The following is a 17,252-nucleotide window of genomic DNA, read 5'->3' as shown; positions in this document are numbered from 1 at the left end:
AACATGCTGCGCAGCAAGGTAGTCACCATAGCGGGGGTCGTCGCGGCTATCGCGTCGGCGGCGCTGACGCTGCTGCCCTGGATCGACTTGAGCCACTTGGGTTTTCCGATCCGGTGGAATGGTCTCGGCATATACGACGGCGAGGATGCCGATCACTATGGCCCCTTACTCAGCGGCATGGTGAACAGCACGCCGGGTTGGATCGTGCTGATCGCCGCGATCGCGGCCGCCGTCACGTTGCTGGCCGCATCGCGAGCACGCTGGCTCGGCCTCGTCGCATGCGGCTGTGCTGCGGTTGCATTCGTCACCGCCGTCCTGTGCTGGCTGTATCCGGCATTGCTGGTCGACGGCACCAAGCACGAGATGGGGGCGTCCGGGCTGGCGGACCGCGAGTTCGTGAACTCTGGCGCACTGCTCGCCGAGGCGGCGGCCACCGCGGTGCTGGTGGTCTGCACCGCACTCGCCGCTATCAGGGCGAAACGCGTTGCCAGTGAAGACGATTGAGGGATCGTGCTAGGCGGACAGGCCCAGGAATAACGCCGGCATTGCTGTGTAGAACGCGCGACGGACCATCAATCACCTCTGTTGGCAGGAGTTTTTGCTCTGGCGGCGCCGTCGTCGGGTGAATGAGGATCTCGGGCTCCGGTAACGTACTCTCGCCGTTCGAGAAGGCCTATCGCATTTTCGAGAATGGTCATGCCTTTTTAGCCAATGGCGCTCTCCGGCAAAATGCCCGCGGTTAGGCGAGCCTTAGTTATCCTCGGGGCGGACCTGGATGCACGGACGCAGTCTTACAGAGGAATGAGCCCACGGTGACGGAGACAACCACGCAGGCGGTGACGGACGAATTCCCCGATCGACCGCCGGTGTCACTGCGAACGCGTGGCCGTTGGCTGCGCTGGGGGCTGCTGTCGGTGTGGGGTCCCGGCCTGGTGGTGATGCTGGCCGACACCGACGCCGGGTCGCTGATCACCGCGTCGCAGTCGGGCGCTCAGTGGGGCTACCGGATGGTGCTGCCGCAGCTCATCTTGATGCCGGTCCTCTACGTCGTGCAGGAGATGACGGTCCGGCTGGGCATCGTCACCAAGCGCGGCCACGGCTCGTTGATTCGGGAGCGGTTCGGGCGCGGCTGGGCCTGGGTCTCGGCCTTCACGCTGTTCGCCTCGGCGATCGGGGCGTTGCTGACGGAATTCGCCGGCGTGGCCGGAGTCGGTGAGCTGTTCGGCGTCTCGCGGTGGGTGAGCATTCCGGTCGCGACCGCCGCGCTGCTGGCGCTGGCGCTGACCGGCAGCTACCGGCGCGTCGAGCGCATCGGCCTGGTCGTCGGCGCGGCCGAACTGGCGTTCCTGGTGGCCATGGTGATGGCCCGGCCGGATCCGAAGGCACTCGTGGACGGCCTGTCGTCGATGCCGCTGGGCAACTCGTCATATCTGCTGTTGGTCGCGGCCAACGTCGGCGCGGTCATCATGCCGTGGATGATCTTCTACCAGCAGGGCGCGGTGGTTGATAAGCGGTTGTCGGAGAGCGCGATTCGTCAGGCTCGTTACGACACCGCGTTCGGCGCGGTGCTGACCCAGCTGATCATGATCGCCGTGGTGGTCACCATGGCGTCCACGATCGGCAAGCTCGGCGGCGGGGCGGAGCTCGAGACCGTCGGCCAGATCGCCCAATCGCTGACGCCCTACCTGGGCCACGTCGGCGGGACGGTGCTGTTCGGCCTGGGCATGCTGGGGGCGGCGCTGGTGGCCGCGATCGTCGCCTCGCTGGCCGGTGCATGGGGACTCGCGGAAGTGTTCGGCTGGAAGCACACGCTCAACGAGCGTCCCAACCGCGCCACCGCCAAGTTCTACCTCACCTACGGGCTGGCCCACATCGTGGGCGCGGTGCTGGTGCTGGCCAGCGTCGACCTGGTCAACCTGGCCGTCGACGTCGAGGTGATGAACGCGCTGCTGCTGCCCATCGTGCTGGGCCTGCTGCTGGCGCTGGAGGCCAAGGCGCTGCCCGAGCAGTGGCGCATGCGGGGGCTGCACAAACACGTCACCCGCGCACTGTGTTTCGTGACCATCGGCTTCGGCCTCTACATGGTTCCGCAGGCCCTCGGCTTGTTCTGAACGCGAGCCGACCTCAGAACCAGGGCCCGGGGTAGTGGCCGTCCTGGTCTTGCACCATGACGATCTCCTTGCACTCGCCGTTGGACCCCGGCGCGGTCTCGCCGCGGCACACCAGGGTCCATCCGGAAATCCGCTCGAAGGGGCGTAGCGACCAGTTCGGTGCGACGGGATCGGTTGCGGGCAAAGCGATTACGGAGAATGTCCCGCCGGTGCCGGTGATGTAGAGATGGTCTTCGAAGAACGCCAGCTTGGCGATCGACATCTTGTTGGCGTCGTCTCGGCTCTTCTGGAGGTCCCACTGCTGGCTGCGCAGGTTCCACACGCCGAAGCCGAATTGGGAGGTGTCCGAGCCGTGGCCGTCGACGAACAGTTTTCCATCGGACAGCGCCGCGGTCAGCCCGCCGCCGGAGATCCGGTCGGAATCGCCGATCTTGATGATGGACTTGGCGTTGAGGTCGTAGAACATCGTCGACAGCACCGGGGGGTTGTACGAATCCCAGTGCGTGAGCTTCACCAGTTTGTTTGGGCCGTCGGTTAATTCGGTGTCGACGGATTGCACGTCGTTGTCCTGGTAGATCGCTTCCCCGCTGGGCCGGCGCAGTTCGGCGCCGGATGTCTTGGCAGGCTCGGTGTTGCGCTGGAACGCGAGAACGTCCTGCCAGACCCGGCCGGGCTGCGGGTCGTTCCACATCATCGACAGGTCGCCGCCGGACAGGACCACGGTGCGCGGCGGCGACGCGGCGCCGTGGCCGTCGGTGAAGGCGTTGAGCCACGCCACACCCGAGGCCGTCGAGGCCAGCCCCCAATCCTTCGGTGCGGCCGGCTTCAGGTCGGGGGTGGGCGGCTGCAGTTCCTTGGTGGCCATCTGCTGGCCCGACTTGGTGTCGAACACGTAGCCGGTGATCGTGGTGACTTCGGGGGACGGGGCCTGCGCCGGCTTGACGGTCGTGACGACGTATACGACCTTCATGTCGTCGGCGGTGCCGGTCAGCGCGCAGAGGCCGCCGGTGAGGTTCTGCCCGGCCGGGAGCGCGGGGATGGCGGGCGCGACGTATTGCCCGGTCTTCGGGTCGAAGATTTTCGGCCGGATGTCCTCGAGCGCCGTTTTGCCGGCCGAGAACTTCTCCGGGCAACCGAAATACGCTGTTCCGCCGTAGCTTTTCCAGTCCTTCTCCAGCGGGCCGGTGACCGGGGCGGGCGGGGGAGCCGCGTGGGCACTGGTTTTCGAGACCGACGTCGAGGTGGTGGGGGTGAGCGCCGGCGGCGCCGCGGTCTCCGAACAGGACGCGACGGCCAGGCAGCCGACCGCCGCGACCGCGGCACGCTTGAACAGGCGGTGCCGGATCGCATGCACCCAGGCTGCACGCATTGAAAACCCCCGTTAAATTCGTGTAACCAAGGAGCGTAAAGCCGCCCCGATGCCACCGCGACTCGGGCGCTTAGCGGCCTTTGTCACAGCAGGCGCCGGCGATAGCTACCGGTCGAACTCGATGGGCAGGCTCGTCGGCCCGCTCAGGCTCACCATCGGCTTCCATGGCGCCGGCCCGGCCATACGCGGGTTTCGCAGCCGGTTCGCGAGGACGTTCAGCGCTTCGGCGATCTCCCGCCTGGCCAGGTTGGCGCCCAGGCAGTAATGCACGCCGCCGCCGAAGGTCAGGATTGGTGGCGCTGCATCGCGGGTGATGTCGACACGGTCGGGGTCGTCGTACACTGCCGGATCACGGTTGGCCGCAAAGGTGTTCATCAACACCGCGGTGCCGGCGGGGAATGAGTAGCCGTCGAGCACGGCATCCTCGACCACCAGGCGCAGGGTTCCGCACGCGATCGGCGAGTGCCGCATGGTCTCCTCGACGGCACGCATCGCCAGCTCGGGCCGCTGCCGCAGCAGCTCCCACTGCTCCGGGTGTTCGCACAGCACCTGCACCGAGGCGGCCACCTGGTTGCGGGTGGTGTCCGTCCCAGCCAGCAGCAGGCCGCCGGCCAGCATGCGCAGCTCGGCGGCATCCAGGCGGTCGCCCTCGTCCTCGGCGCGAATCAGGTCGGAAAGCAGGTCGTCGGTCAAACTGTGCCGGCGGCGCTCGACCATCTCGTCGACGTAGTCGTCGAGCTCGCGCCACGCGCGCATCACGACCGGCTCGACCTCGCGGAGGTCGACGGTGAAGCTGAAGGCCTTGAACACGTCGTCGGCCCACAGCGAGAACTGTTGCCAATCCTCGCGGGGTGCGCCGAGCAGCGCGCAGATGATCGGCACGGGGTAGGGGCGCGCGATGTCGGTGACGACGTCGCACTGGCCCGCGTCGGTCACCTGATCGACCAACTCGTTCATCACGCCGGCCATGGTGCCGTGCAGGCGGGCGACCGTTCGCGGGGTGAACGCCTTAGAGCACAGGCTGCGCAGCCGATGGTGCGCGTCGCCCTCCAGGCACAGCAGGCTGTTGGCGACCTTGTCCCACAGCGGGCCCGAGTCGATGCCCTGGGCGAGCAGGTTGATGCCGGGCGGGATCTCGAATCGGGGATCCCGAAGGACGGAACGGACCAGGCGATAGGAAAGCACCTCGGGCCCGTGGGGTCCCATCGCGACAGGGGCAAGCCGCTGCGCCTCCCGCAGCCGCGGATAGACCTGCGCGGGTGTTTCCTCGGGGTCGTACGAAAGCGTCGGCAGATCAGCCTCGAAAACGCTTGGGGGAGCGGCACCGACGGTCATGACGGTCTCCTTGGTTCCGCAGCAGGCTGCGGACGACTTTCAAACAATGTATGGCCGGCCCGGGGGAGTGTCAACGACATCGCCCAGCACGTGGCGCGGACGTCATACACGCGAGAGAAAATGCATTGCCGCGGTGCCGGTCCGTCGCTCAATCGTGCGCGCGCAGCCGCACCATCCGCGTCGTCGACGTCTCGTCCAGCTCGACGACATCGGAGCGTGAACGCAGGAAGTCGCTGAATGAGCGGAATTTCAAAGACCTTTCGCTGAATGACGGGTCCATCCGCTTCATCTGCGCCTTGACGGCGGAGTTGTGCAGCCAGTCGACGTCGTCCTTGTCCAGGCCGATCCGCAGGGCACGCGTCAGCAGCGCGGTGGCGGCGGCCTGCGGGTCGGGCTGCTCGTCGGGCTCGTCCGGCTTGGCCGACCTGGCGCGGGTGGCCCGTTTCTTGGGCTTGGCTGCCTCCGCGTCGGCAGGCGCCGGTTCGGGTACCGGAACGCCGGGCAGCGCGTCGTAGATGACGAACTCGTCGCAGGCGGCCGCGAGCGCGCGGCTCGACGCGCCGGCCACCCCGATGCCCACCACGTACCGGCCGAGCCTCTTGCAGCGCTGGGCCAGCGGAATGTAGTCGGAGTCACCGGCCACGATCACCACGTGGGTCAGGTCGGGCAGCCGGAACATGTCCTCGACCGCGTCCACGGCCAACCGGATGTCGGCGCCGTTCTTGCCGTAGGCCGCCGCCGGGAACAGTTGCACCAGGTCGACCGCGCGGGCCACCAGCTGCCCGCGATACCCGGCGTTGATATCCGCCGACCAGTCGGCATAGGCGCGGGTGAGCACCAGGGTCCCGAAGGACGAGGCGAAGTCGAGGATCGCGGCGACTTCGACCGTCGCCCGGTCCAGCCGCTCGGTGTGCTGCTCGAGCCCCTTGGCCTTGTCCCGCTGGAACGAATTCCGCCCGTTGATCTGGTCGTAGCGGGAAATCACGATGTTGTCGAAGTCGAGGTAGACGGCGACTCGGGTCGCAATCGGTTCGGTCATGCCTTCGATCATTGCTGAGCAGGACCAAAGCGGGTACACAGCCCACATGAATGAGGTGAAGGTTCTCCAACTACACGGCGATCGCATCGCCTACCGCGACGAGGGTGACGGCGAGGTGCTGCTGCTCATCCACGGCATGGCGGGGAGTTCGGAGACGTGGCGGTCGGTGATCCCGCCGCTGTCGAAGAAATTTCGCGTCATCGCGCCGGACCTGCTCGGTCACGGCGAGTCGGCGAAACCCCGCACGGACTACTCGCTGGGTGCGTTCGCGGTGTGGCTTCGTGATTTCCTCGACGAGCTCGGCGTCAGCCGGGCCACCGTGGTCGGTCACTCGCTCGGCGGCGGCGTCGCGATGCAGTTCGTCTACCAGCACCCCGACTACGCCCAGCGGCTGATCCTGATCAGCAGCGGCGGCCTGGGTCCCGACGTCGGCTGGGTGTTGCGGCTGCTCTCGGCGCCCGGCGCGGAGTTCGTGCTGCCGATCATCGCGCCGCCTCCCGTGCTGTCCGCCGGCAACAAGCTGCGGTCCTGGATGAAAGCCGCCGGCGTCCGCTCGCCCCGTGGCGCCGAGCTGTGGAGCGCCTACTCGTCGTTGTCGGATGGCCAAACACGGCAGTCGTTCCTGCGGACGCTGCGATCGGTCGTGGACTACCGCGGGCAGGCGGTCAGCGCGCTCAACAGGCTGCGGTTGCGCGAGGATCTACCGGTGATGGCGATCTGGGGCGAGCGCGACGGCATCATTCCCGTCGACCACGCCTACGCCGCGCACGACGCGCGCGCCGACACCAGGCTCGAGGTGCTGCCGGACGTCGGTCACTTCGCGCAGGTCGAGGCGCCCGAGTGGGTGGTGGAGCTGATCGAGGACTTCATCGCCACGGGCGAGCGCCGCGACACGCAGAGCCCGCAGCCGTCCGGGCCGAGCTAGCTGACCGGGTACAGCTAGCGCTTTGCTTTCAGGGGCACGTCCGCTGGTAGTCGACCTGCCAGTGCTTGATGCCGTTGATGAAGGACGACCGCAGCCGTTCGGGGTCACCGGCCGAGCGCAGGTCGGGCATGTGGTCGGCGATCGCGTTGAACATCAGGTCGATCGTCATGCGGGCCAGATTGGCGCCGATGCAGTAATGCGCTCCGGTGCCGCCGAATCCGACGTGCGGGTTGGGGCTGCGCAGGATGTCGAAGGTGAACGGGTCGTCGAAGACCTCTTCGTCGAAGTTCGCCGACCGGTAGAACAGCACCACCCGCTGACCCTTCTTGATGCGCACGCCGCCGAGTTGGGTGTCCACCAGCGCGGTGCGCTGAAAAGCCGTGATCGGGGTGGCCCAGCGGATGATCTCGTCGGCAGCGGTTTTCGGTCGCTGCGCCTTGAACAACTCCCACTGGTCCGGGTGGTCGGTGAAGGCCATCATCCCCTGCGTGATCGAGTTTCGGGTCGTCTCGTTGCCGGCCACGGCGAGCGTGACCACGAACATGCCGAACTCGGCGTCGGAGAGTCGCTGCTCTTCGGAATCGGCCTCGATCAGCGTGGTGACGATATCCCGATCTCCGGGGCCGGGATCCTCGGCCTTGCGGGCCGCCAATTGCATGGCGTACCACATCAATTCGCCCGCCGACGTCAGCGCATCATGGCCGGCGAACTCCGGGTCGTCGCTGCCGATCATGTTGTTGGTCCAGTCGAACAGCTTGTCGTAGTCCTCCGCCGGCACACCGAGCAGGCCCGAAATAGCTTGCAGCGGCAGCTCACACGCCACCTGGCGGACGAAGTCTCCCGACCCCTGTGCGGCGGCGTCGACGGTGATGCATCGCGCGCGTTCGGTGAGTTCGGCGCGCAACCGCTCGACCGCGCGGGGCGTGAAGCCACGGGAGACGATCTTGCGCAGCCGGCTGTGCTCGGGGTCGTCCATCATGATCATCGACGCCCGCCCCGCCTCGATCTGCCCCTGCGCCAAGTCTTCTCGATAGCGTGGCACGATCGATTTGGTGGCCGACGAGAAGACATCGCTGCGCAGCGACACCTCGCGGATGTCGCGGTGCTTGCTCACCACCCAGTAACCGCCGTCGCCGAAACCCCCTTGGTCGAGGGGCTGCTCGTTCCACCAGATGGGTTCCGTGGCACGCAGTTCGGCGAACTCCTGCACGGGGAGCCGGTGCGCGTAGATGTCGGGGTCGGTGAAATCGAAGCCCGGCGGGAGGTTCGGTGTCGCCATGGGATCTCTCCTCGACTCCTGCGGCGGTTAGCAAGATGGTAGCCGCGGGCGTGCGGATCGCCTAGCAAATCTTCAGCGCGACGCGGGGCTGGCCGTCCTGACGCTTTCTCGCCCACCGAGATTGGTGGCCGCGGTGATGACGGCGCGCTCGATCTGGCGCAGCGCGTGCACCGCGGTGAGGAATCGCCGGGTATCGGGGCTGGCGTCGCCCCGGCCGTTGCCGTCCTGTTGCCGGGCCACCGTCTCGGCGGCGTCGAGCTCGTCGGTCGCCGAGACCAGGGTCGGTGCGTGGCCGCCCTCGATGGCTTCCTGCAACGCGTCGATGTTGCGTCGCGTCTGGGCCGCGGCCGCCGAAAACGCATCCGCTAGTTCCGAGGCCAGCGAGGGTGACCCGACGGGATCCTGGTACTGCTCGGCGCTGCGCGCCAGGCTCCGGCCGTAACGGTCGCAGGCGGTGAAGATCCGCAACGCGCGCCGGATGCTGCGCCGGCCGGCGAGCCCGGCGACGCCGGCCAGCAACGGTTTGGCGGTGACCCGGAACTGATGCAGGTCCCGATCGAGCTGACGCGCCTGCTCCGACGGGCTGGCGCTGTCCCGGACACCGAACATGGTCGCGGTGGAGATTTCGATCAGGGCGGACAGGCTCGTCAAGAAGACACGGGTATCGCTGCGGATCGCCGTTCTGGTGTTGGTCGGCAGCACCACGACCGCGACGGTTGCCCCGATGATCGCACCGATCGCGGTCTCTTCGATCCGCAACATCAGCACGCCGAACGAGAACTCGCCGAGCAGTCCGTACAGCAGTGCCAGCATTGTGGTGATCCAGAAGGTCATCAGGCTGTACGTGACCGTCATGAAGTAGAAGGCGCAGAACAGACACACGAAAATGCCGACCAGCGCGGCGGTCTTGTGGCCGGTCAGCAGCGTGGCCACCAGCACGCCGCACGGCACGCCGAGCAGCGTCCCGAGCAGGCGTTGCCAGCCCTTGGCCAGGGTTTCGCCCCAGGAGTTGGTGCCGGCGAAGATGACGAACGCCGCGATCACCGCCCAATACCAGCGAGCAGGCGAGACCAGCTCGCCGACGACGATGGCCAGGGATGCGGCGACGGAAACCTGGATAGCCTGCCGGGTGGTCGGCCGCAGCCCGACGGCCGGCTCCTCCTCGGCGGGCTGGTCGGGGACGGCGTCCTCAAGCGGCTGGGGGCGCTCGCCGTCGCCGTCGTCGAGGGGCCGGCCCGTGGCCACCCGGTCGACGATCGCCCGCACGTCGGACGTCGCCGACGCGGCGTTGATGATCGCCAGCGCGAGGCGGCGCACGGCCGTGCTGCCCTCGTCATCGCCCGCCGGGTCCGCAGCGGGCCCGCGCCGCTCGTCGAGCAGCCGCTGTGCGCGGTCGGCGGCCCGGCGCAGCCCGTCGGGTTCCGGAATCCGGATGGCCCGCGACAGTTGGGTGAGCGCGTCGACCAGGGCGGCCCGGGTGGGCGCGGGCATGGAATCGGGGTCCTCGCAAGCGATGACCGCCGCCCGCCGGCCGGCGGTGGCGACCCATTCGATGGCCAGCTCCGCGTCCAGCAGCCAGGGCGCGAGTTGTTCCGCGGTGACGCCGGGCCACAGGGTGCCGGGGTCGGCCTTGTCCTCGATCTGACTCTGCACCATCAGGGCGGTCTCGTTGAGCCGGATGGTGCGGGCCCGCATGCGGCGCCGCCGCCGTTCATCGAGGCGGCCCGTGCGCACCGCCTCGGCGGTGGTGTCGAGGACGATCGCCATGCGGGCCCGCAGCGCCCGAATGGTGGCACGCAGCACCCGCTCGGGCCGATCGGGCATCACGTAGGTGCTCATCACGTACGTGCACACGGTGCCCACCGCGACCGCCCCGATCATCCAGGGCAGCTCCGCGAGCCGGGCGTGCAGATACAGCGTGAAGAAGTAGGACATGAACGCGACCATGCCCAGCGCCCTGCCCCGCGCCCCGAAGCGCCGGATGTACGCCGCGGTGAACACGACCATCACGAAGACGGCGTCGCTGACCACCGTGTGCGGCGCCAGCACCGCGGCGGCGGTGATGGACGCCGCGGCGGGAAGGGGCAGCAGCGCCATGGTGATCCGCTGCTGGTGCGGGTCGGGCTCGTTGACGGATCGGGACGCGACCATGGTGATGACGACGCCCAGCAGGGCGACGGTCAGCGGCTGACCCGTCGCCCTGGTGAGGATGAAGAGCGCCAGTAGGGAAAGGCCGAGCGCGGCCGTCGTCCGAGTGGCCATTCGCAGCCGAAGCAAGCCAGGATCGGAGCCGATCACCCAGTTGCGGGCGCGTTCGTAAAGAACAGTTATCGGGAGACCGCCTCTCTTGCGCTTACTCAACATGGTTACCCGAACCGCGACGCGGGGACCAAGCTAGTCTTCGACATCGTGAACCCGCCGACGCTCGCGAAGCTGGCTGACGGGCGTGACCTGCTGTTCTTCGCGCTGCCCGGGCATCGTCCGGCGCCGGTCGAGGACCGCAGGCCGCTGCCGGCGCGGGATCCCGCCGCGCGGTCGCAGTTGCGCTTCGACCGGTCCACCGGGCAGTGGGTGATCGTCGCGGCGTTGCGCCAGGACCGCACGTACAAGCCGCCGGCACAGGCGTGCCCGCTGTGCCCGGGCCCGACTGGACTGACCAGTGAGGTGCCCGCCCCCGACTACGACGTCGTCGTGTTCGAGAACCGATTTCCCAGCCTGTCCGGCGCGCTGCCGTCGCTGCCCGCCTCGGCGCCCGTGCCCGCCGAGGACGGCTTCGTGACCGCGCCCGGGCACGGTCGCTGCGAGGTGATCTGCTTCTCCGCCGACCACACCGGGTCCGTCGCCCAGCTGGAGCCGGCGCACGCGCGGCTGGTCGTCGAGGCGTGGCGGCATCGCACCGCCGACCTGATGGCCAGGCCCGGCATCGAGCAGGTGTTCTGTTTCGAGAACCGCGGTGAGGAAATCGGGGTGACGTTGACCCATCCGCACGGGCAGATCTACGGCTATCCCTTTCTGACGCCGCGCACCGCCACCATGATGGAGCAGGCTCGTCAACATCGAAACCGGCACGGCGGCAACCTGTTCGGCGATATGCTGGCCCGTGAGGTCGCTGACGGCAGCCGCATCGTCGGGCGCAACGAGCTGTTCACCGCGTTCGTGCCGTTCGCGGCGCGCTGGCCGGTCGAGGTGCACATCTACCCGAACCGGTTCGTGCGCAACCTGACCGAACTCGACGAGGACGAGATGGACGGGTTCGTGGGCGTGTACCTCGACGTGCTCGGGCGGTTCGACCGGATGTATTCCACGCCGCTGCCCTACATTTCGGCGCTGCACCAGTACGCCGACACCGCGGCCCAGGCCGAGGGTTACTTCCACGTCGAATTGATGTCCATCCGGCGCAGCGCCACCAAGCTCAAGTACCTGGCGGCCTCCGAATCGGCGATGGACGCCTTCATCGGCGACGTCACGCCGGAGAGCGTAGCCCAGCGGCTGCGGGAACTGCGATGACGATCCGCTACGCCGCACCGGGGCGGATCAACCTGATCGGCGAACACACCGACTACAACCTGGGTTTCGCGCTGCCCATCGCGTTACCGCAGCGCACCGTCGCAACGTTCGCGCCCGCCGATGACGATGCGATCATGGTGGTCAGCGACCGCGCGGACGCCCCGGTGCGCATCCGGATCGGCACCGTTCCCGGTGAGGTGACCGGGTGGGCGGCCTATGTGGCCGGGGTGGTGTGGGCGCTGCGCCAGGGCGGCCACCCGGTGCCCGGCGGCGCCATGTCGATCACCAGCGACGTGGAGATGGGATCGGGCCTGTCGTCCTCGGCGGCGCTGGAGTGCGCGGCGCTGGGCGCGATCACCTCGGCCGCCGGCGCCCACATCGACGTCAAGGAGCAGGCCCGGCTGGCCCAGCGGGCCGAGAACGAGTATGTGGGCGCGCCAACGGGTTTGCTGGACCAGCTCGCCGCGCTCTTCGGCCGGGACGCGACGGCGGTGCTGATCGACTTCGCCGACCTGACCGTCACGCCGGTGGTATTCGACCCCGAGTCCGCGGGCGTCGCGTTGCTGCTGATCGACTCCCGGGAGCGGCACAGCCACGCGGGCGGTGACTACGCGGCGCGCCGCGCGTCCTGCGAGCGGGCCGCCGCCGACTTGTCGGCGTCGTCGCTGCGCGCGGCCGCCGAGCGCGGGCCGGCCGACCTGTCGGCCGTGCGTGATCCCGTCGACGCCCGCCGCGCCCGTCACGTGCTCAGCGAAAATCAGCGAGTCATCGACTGCGTTGCGGCGCTGAAACATTCGGACTACCCCGAAGCCGGGCGGATTTTCACCGCCTCGCACGCCTCCATGCGCGACGATTTCGAGATCACCACCGAACGCATCGACCTGATCGCCGACACCGCGGTGTGTGCGGGCGCGCTGGGGGCGCGGATGACCGGCGGCGGCTTCGGCGGCTGTGTGATCGCCCTGGTGCCGCTGGACCGTACCGCGAAGGTCGGCGAGGCGGTGCAGCGCGCTGCGATCGACGCCGGTTTCGAGCGGCCGACCCTCACCCGGACCCGCGCGGCCGCGGGCGCGGGGCTGGTGTGCGGGAGCGACATCCACGGCGAGCGCGGCGAATGCAGCTGACCGGCGCCTGAACTTACTTGCCCGGCAATTTCGTCATTCTGCCGATGACCACTGGTCACTAAATGTAACGTGAACCCCCATGGGGGTATCTCACTCCAGCATGTGCAGTGCGGGTTTTCCCGTCCAGGCATTAGCGATTGGCGTGCCATCGCTACCGATGCCTGCCGCCGATTCCATCGCCCTCGACGCGAAACGTTCGCCGTGGCTTGGAAACTAGAAGGCCAAGCCGCAGCGATCGAGCGGGGGCTGGCGGGCGCCACCCCGCAATGCGTGGGCTGGTTCCGCTTCTACTTCGAAGGTCACCGCTGGGTGTGGTCTGACCAGGTCCAGCGCATGCACGGGTACGAGCCGGGCACGGTGACACCCACCACCGAGCTGGTGCTGTCGCACAAGCATCCGGCCGATCGTCCCCAGGTGACCGACGTCATCAACGACATGATCCGGCGTCGGCAGGCTTTTTCCACGCGGCACCGCATCGTGGACACCGGCGGAATGATTCACCACGTCCTGGTGGTGGGCGACCCGTTCTGCGATGACAGCGGGAAGGTCGTCGGCACCCACGGCTTCTACATCGAACTCGCGCCGGCGCCCGCTCGCGCGCGGGAGGACTCCATCAGCGCCAAGGTCGCCGAAATCGCCGGGCGCCGTGGCGTGATCGACCGCACCAAGGGCATGCTGATGCTGATCTACGGCATCGACGAGGACGCCGCTTTCAACATGCTCAAGACGCTGTCCCAGTCGGGAAACATGAAGCTCGGACTGCTCGCCCAACGGATCGCCGATGACTTCGCGGCGTTGGGCAAAGAGGTGATCACCGCGCGCTCGCGTTTCGACCAGCGCCTGCGTGAAGCGCATCTGCGGCCGCCGGGCACGGGCGACGACGGCGGCTGAGCGGTCGCGGTTCTATTCCGCCGGATTCAGCCGGACCGCACCCAGATGCAGCCGACCGACCGCCTCGGCGAACTCATCGGGTGTCGGCATGCGCTGGTCGCGAAACTTCAGCCCGATCATGCGCTGTGCGCGCTGAACTCCGTAGGACTCGGCGCAGCGCAACAACAGATCCGAGACGACACCCCGGTCGCGGATCAGCTCACCGCGCATCGGCGTCGACTTGCCGTCGTACACCACCTAGACCGGCCCGCTGTCGCGGAAGTTCTGCTTCCACGGGTTGCCGGTCAGCGCGTAAAGTTGGCCGTCAATCAGGTGAGCGCTCAACGGAATTGAATACGGCCGTCCCGTCTTGCGCCCGGTGAAGCTCAACACCATGAACTGATATCCGGGCAGGTTCTGCACCTCGCCCGGCGCGTACTGGATGAGCTCGGCCGGCTCGACGTCGCCGGTCAGCCTGGAGAACAGCGCCGAGACGGTAGGCGGATCGGAGGGATTGGCGGGCTGACTCTGCACGATCCCGCCGTAGGAGGTGCCCGAGTTCTGGTTGAGCTGCCAGCCCTCGGGCACCGGCAGGTCGACGTTCGGGCCCGGATCGCCGTGGTGCACCGGCGTTTCGGAGATGTTGTTGTCCTTCACGTAGTCGGCGATGGTGTACTTGGCTATCGCCGCCGCGCTCGTCTGCGACGAGGTTGCCGAGGCCGTCGACGTCGTTGCCGAGGCCGTCGACGTCGTCGCCGAAGTGGACGTCGACGTTTTTCACCGGATTTGTGGTCGTGGCCGCAACCCGCGAGCGCTAAACTCGGCGTCACAGAAATGGTTGCTAGCGTCAAATATTTCATCGATCCAATCTCTCGCAAATTGGCCGGTACCAGCGCCAGCCGTGCTGGGCATGGCAGTACCGAAATGGCTCGTCGCTTTGCCAGTATGTTTCGGACTTTTGCCGGCTCCGCGCTCGGCCGCCGATCGTTATCCAATTCGTCGGTCAAAACACCACGCGAATACGGCGTTATGCAGTCGTTTTCCAGTATTAGACAGGTATGCGGTCGCGACGGGCCCTCATTGCGGTCATCGCGGCGTCGGCCGTCTTCATGGTCTTCATCGCGGCGGCCCCGCCGAGGGGATACGACGGTCCGCCCGTGTTCGTCGCCAATCCCGTCGACCAAGTCGCGACCCTCATCGGCACCGGGACGGGCGGCGAGACCGTGGGGGAGATCAACAACTTCCCGGGCGCCACCGTACCGTTCGGGATGGTGCAGTACTCGCCGGACACCGTCGGCAACTACGCCGGATACAACTACGACAACCCTCGCGCAAGCGGATTCAGCATGACCCACGCCTCGGTGGGATGCGCTGCCTTCGGCGACATCTCGATGCTGCCGGTCACCGGCGAAATCAGCCTGCAACCGTGGAACGCCACCGAAAGGATCGCCCACGACGACAGCGAGCAGGGCATGCCCGGCTACTACACTGTGCGCTTCCCCGGCACCGGTGTGAAGGCGGAACTCACCGCCACCGCGCACACGGGCGTCGGGCGTTTCAGCTACCCACGCAACGGACGGCCCGCGCTGCTCCAGGTGCGCTCCGGCTCGTCGCTGGCGGGCAACTCCCGCGCGACCATCCAGATCGGGGAGGACAACACCACCATCAGCGGCTGGGCCACCAGCGGCGGATTCTGCGACAAACCGAACGCCTACACCGTGTACTTTGCGATGAAGTTCAGCCAGCCCTTCACCTCGTTCGGATCCTGGGACGGCAGTGCGGTTTACGCCGGCGCCCGCAGCGCGAACGCGCCGTACAGCGGCGGGTATGTGGAGTTCCCACCCGGCTCGACGCTGCAGGTGCAGACCGCCATCTCCTACGTCGGCATCGAGGGGGCGCGGGCGAACCTGGCAGCCGAGGCCGCGGCGGGCTTCGACGACGTTCGCGGGGCCGCGTCGAGGCAATGGAACGCCGCGCTGTCGCGCGTGTCGGTCGCAGGCCGCAACGTCGACGATCTGACCACCTTCTACACCTCCCTGTATCGATCGCTGTTGCACCCCAACATGTTCAACGACGCCGACGGGCGCTACGTCGGGTTCGACGGCTCCATCCACACGGTGGCCGCCGGCCACACGCAATACGCCAACTTCTCCGACTGGGACACCTACCGATGCCTGGCCGCGCTGCAGGCGTTGCTGTTCCCGGAGCGGGCCGGTGACATGGCCCAATCGCTGGTGAACGACGCCGAGCAGAGCGGCGCCCTGCCCCGCTGGGCGTTCGCCAACGCCGCGACCGGCGAGATGAGCGGGGACAGCGTGGTACCGCTGATCGTGAACCTGAACACTTTCGGCGCCAACGACTTCGACACCAAAACGGCGTTGCGCTTCATGGTGGACGGGGCGACCAAAGGCGGTGAGGGCTTGGGCGGTTACGTGGAGCGTCGCGGCATCGCCACCTACCAGCGGCTCGGTTATGCGCCGTTCACGCTGGAGTTCGGCCGCAACGGCTGGATCGCCGACGCGTCGATCACCCTCGAGTGGTCGCTGGACGACTTCGCCATTTCCCGTTTCGCCGACTCGCTGGGCGATGCCGCGACCGCCGCCGAATTCGCGAACCGGGCGCAGTACTGGCAGAACCTGTTCAACCCGACCACCCGATACATCCTGCCGCGCAGCTGGACCGGCTACTTCCGGCGCGGTCCCGGGTTTGTGGTGGTCCCGGAAAACTTCGGCCAGGTGGGGTACGACGAGGGCAACGCCGAACAGTATGTTTGGTCGGTGCCGCACAATGTCGCGGGACTGGTGACCGCGCTGGGCGGACGCGCGGCCGTGGCCGACCGGCTCGACCGCTTCACCGAGAAGCTCAACGTCGGACCCAACCAGCCCTACCTGTGGGCCGGCAACGAGCCGAGTTTCGGTGTGCCGTGGCTGTACAACTACATCGGCCAACCGTGGAAGACGCAGCGCACGGTCGACCGGGTGCGCGGGCTCTTCGCTCCGACCGCCGACGGCGAGCCGGGCAATGACGACCTGGGGGCGCTAGCCAGCTGGTACGTGTGGGCGGCGCTGGGCCTGTACCCGGCCACACCCGGAACACCGATCCTCACCGTGGGCGCGCCGCTATTCGACCGCATCGAAATCGCGCTGCCCGCAAAGAAATCCATCCGGATCGCCGCCCCGGGCGCCTCGGGACCGCACCACCTCAAATACATCAGCGGCCTGAAAGTCGACGGCCAGGCCACCGACCGCACCTCGCTGCCCGAGTCGATCATCCGCACCGGCGGCACACTGGCCTTCTCGCTGGCCGCCTATCCCGACAAGCATTGGGGCACAGCCGAAGCGGATGCACCGCCGTCGTTCGGCGCCGGCAGTTCGGCGGTAGCCGTCAACGTCGATCAGCCCGTCGTCACGATCGCGCCCGGGCGCACGGGCAGCATCACCCTCGATGCGCAACGCATGACCGACGGCGCCGACGGCTACGCCGTCACGGGCACCTCGTCGGATGCCGGGATCGGCGTGAAGTCGGCGGCGGGTCGATTCGCCGCCGACGGATCGGCCAGCGTCACCGTCCCGATCACCGTCGCGCAGTCGGTGCCCGAGGACTACTACCTGGTGTCTTTGACCACCACGGTCGGCCAGAGCATGCGCACCTCAACGGTTCTCGTGGTCGCGCAGACCGAATCCGAGAACTAGG

General features: G+C 67.8%; 12 protein-coding genes and 2 pseudogenes. 7 read left to right on the top strand and 7 right to left on the bottom strand.

Going from position 1 to position 17,252, the window contains the following annotated elements; translation table 11 throughout:
* The first annotated feature begins 3 nt into the window (after positions 1–3).
* Both B8W69_RS00125 and B8W69_RS00120 read left to right on the top strand, forming a co-directional pair.
* Positions 4–504, top strand: a complete 501-nt coding sequence (locus tag B8W69_RS00125; RefSeq protein WP_085288302.1) for a hypothetical protein — start codon at positions 4–6, stop codon at positions 502–504.
* Positions 505–812: 308 nt separating this feature from the next.
* A complete protein-coding gene (locus B8W69_RS00120) occupies positions 813–2,111 on the top strand; it encodes an NRAMP family divalent metal transporter (protein ID WP_085287960.1) in 1,299 nt (432 codons plus the stop codon).
* Between the two features lie 13 nt (positions 2,112–2,124).
* Here the strand turns inward: B8W69_RS00120 and B8W69_RS00115 are convergent, their stop codons facing one another.
* From B8W69_RS00115 to B8W69_RS00105, 3 genes are all read right to left on the bottom strand, one after another.
* On the bottom strand, positions 2,125–3,480 hold the full coding sequence (locus tag B8W69_RS00115) for a hypothetical protein (protein ID WP_085287959.1): 1,356 nt from the start codon (positions 3,478–3,480) through the stop codon (positions 2,125–2,127).
* Between the two features lie 105 nt (positions 3,481–3,585).
* Positions 3,586–4,815: a cytochrome P450 gene (locus B8W69_RS00110; protein WP_085287958.1), complete on the bottom strand. Its 1,230-nt coding sequence runs from the start codon at positions 4,813–4,815 to the stop codon at positions 3,586–3,588.
* A 148-nt stretch (positions 4,816–4,963) separates the two neighbouring features.
* The gene (locus B8W69_RS00105; RefSeq protein ID WP_085287957.1) at positions 4,964–5,866 is read right to left on the bottom strand and encodes an NYN domain-containing protein; all 903 of its coding nucleotides are present in this window, start codon (positions 5,864–5,866) and stop codon (positions 4,964–4,966) included.
* A gap of 34 nt (positions 5,867–5,900) precedes the next feature.
* Between B8W69_RS00105 and B8W69_RS00100 the strand changes: the two genes are divergently transcribed.
* Positions 5,901–6,779, top strand: coding sequence for an alpha/beta fold hydrolase (locus B8W69_RS00100; protein WP_085287956.1), 879 nt, complete (start codon positions 5,901–5,903; stop codon positions 6,777–6,779).
* A 28-nt stretch (positions 6,780–6,807) separates the two neighbouring features.
* Here B8W69_RS00100 and B8W69_RS00095 read toward each other — a convergent pair whose 3' ends face one another.
* Both B8W69_RS00095 and B8W69_RS00090 read right to left on the bottom strand, forming a co-directional pair.
* Entirely contained in the window at positions 6,808–8,058 is a 1,251-nt protein-coding gene (locus B8W69_RS00095) for a cytochrome P450 (RefSeq protein ID WP_085287955.1), read from the bottom strand.
* A 72-nt stretch (positions 8,059–8,130) separates the two neighbouring features.
* Positions 8,131–10,356, bottom strand: a complete 2,226-nt coding sequence (locus B8W69_RS00090; RefSeq protein WP_085287954.1) for an FUSC family protein — start codon at positions 10,354–10,356, stop codon at positions 8,131–8,133.
* A 111-nt stretch (positions 10,357–10,467) separates the two neighbouring features.
* On the opposite strand from B8W69_RS00090, the gene galT reads away from it, so the two are divergent.
* The 3 genes from galT (at position 10,468) to B8W69_RS00075 (ending at position 13,580) form a co-directional block, all read left to right on the top strand.
* Positions 10,468–11,565 carry a galactose-1-phosphate uridylyltransferase gene (gene galT, locus B8W69_RS00085; protein WP_085287953.1) on the top strand — a complete coding sequence of 366 codons (1,098 nt, stop codon included), beginning with the start codon at positions 10,468–10,470 and terminating at the stop codon, positions 11,563–11,565.
* Complete coding sequence (locus B8W69_RS00080; protein WP_085287952.1) at positions 11,562–12,689, top strand: galactokinase; 1,128 nt, start codon at positions 11,562–11,564, stop codon at positions 12,687–12,689. Before galT ends, B8W69_RS00080 begins: the two co-directional genes overlap by 4 nt.
* 201 nt (positions 12,690–12,890) lie before the next feature.
* On the top strand, positions 12,891–13,580 hold the full coding sequence (locus B8W69_RS00075; RefSeq protein WP_085287951.1) for a PAS and ANTAR domain-containing protein: 690 nt from the start codon (positions 12,891–12,893) through the stop codon (positions 13,578–13,580).
* A gap of 12 nt (positions 13,581–13,592) precedes the next feature.
* On the opposite strand, the pseudogene B8W69_RS31125 reads toward B8W69_RS00075, so the two are convergent.
* Positions 13,593–13,961: pseudogene (locus B8W69_RS31125) on the bottom strand (hypothetical protein); the annotation flags it as partial.
* A pseudogene (locus tag B8W69_RS30870) lies at positions 13,962–14,419 on the bottom strand (LpqN/LpqT family lipoprotein); the annotation flags it as partial.
* A gap of 198 nt (positions 14,420–14,617) precedes the next feature.
* On the opposite strand from B8W69_RS30870, the gene B8W69_RS00065 reads away from it, so the two are divergent.
* A complete protein-coding gene (locus B8W69_RS00065; protein ID WP_085287950.1) occupies positions 14,618–17,251 on the top strand; it encodes a GH92 family glycosyl hydrolase in 2,634 nt (877 codons plus the stop codon).
* Position 17,252: the final 1 nt, after the last annotated feature.

Source organism: Mycolicibacterium vulneris (assembly GCF_002104765.1).
Taxonomy (GTDB): Bacteria; Actinomycetota; Actinomycetes; order Mycobacteriales; family Mycobacteriaceae; genus Mycobacterium; species Mycobacterium vulneris.
The sequence above is the reverse complement of the archived record's forward strand: the minus strand, read 5'-3'. Positions and strand labels throughout refer to the sequence as shown.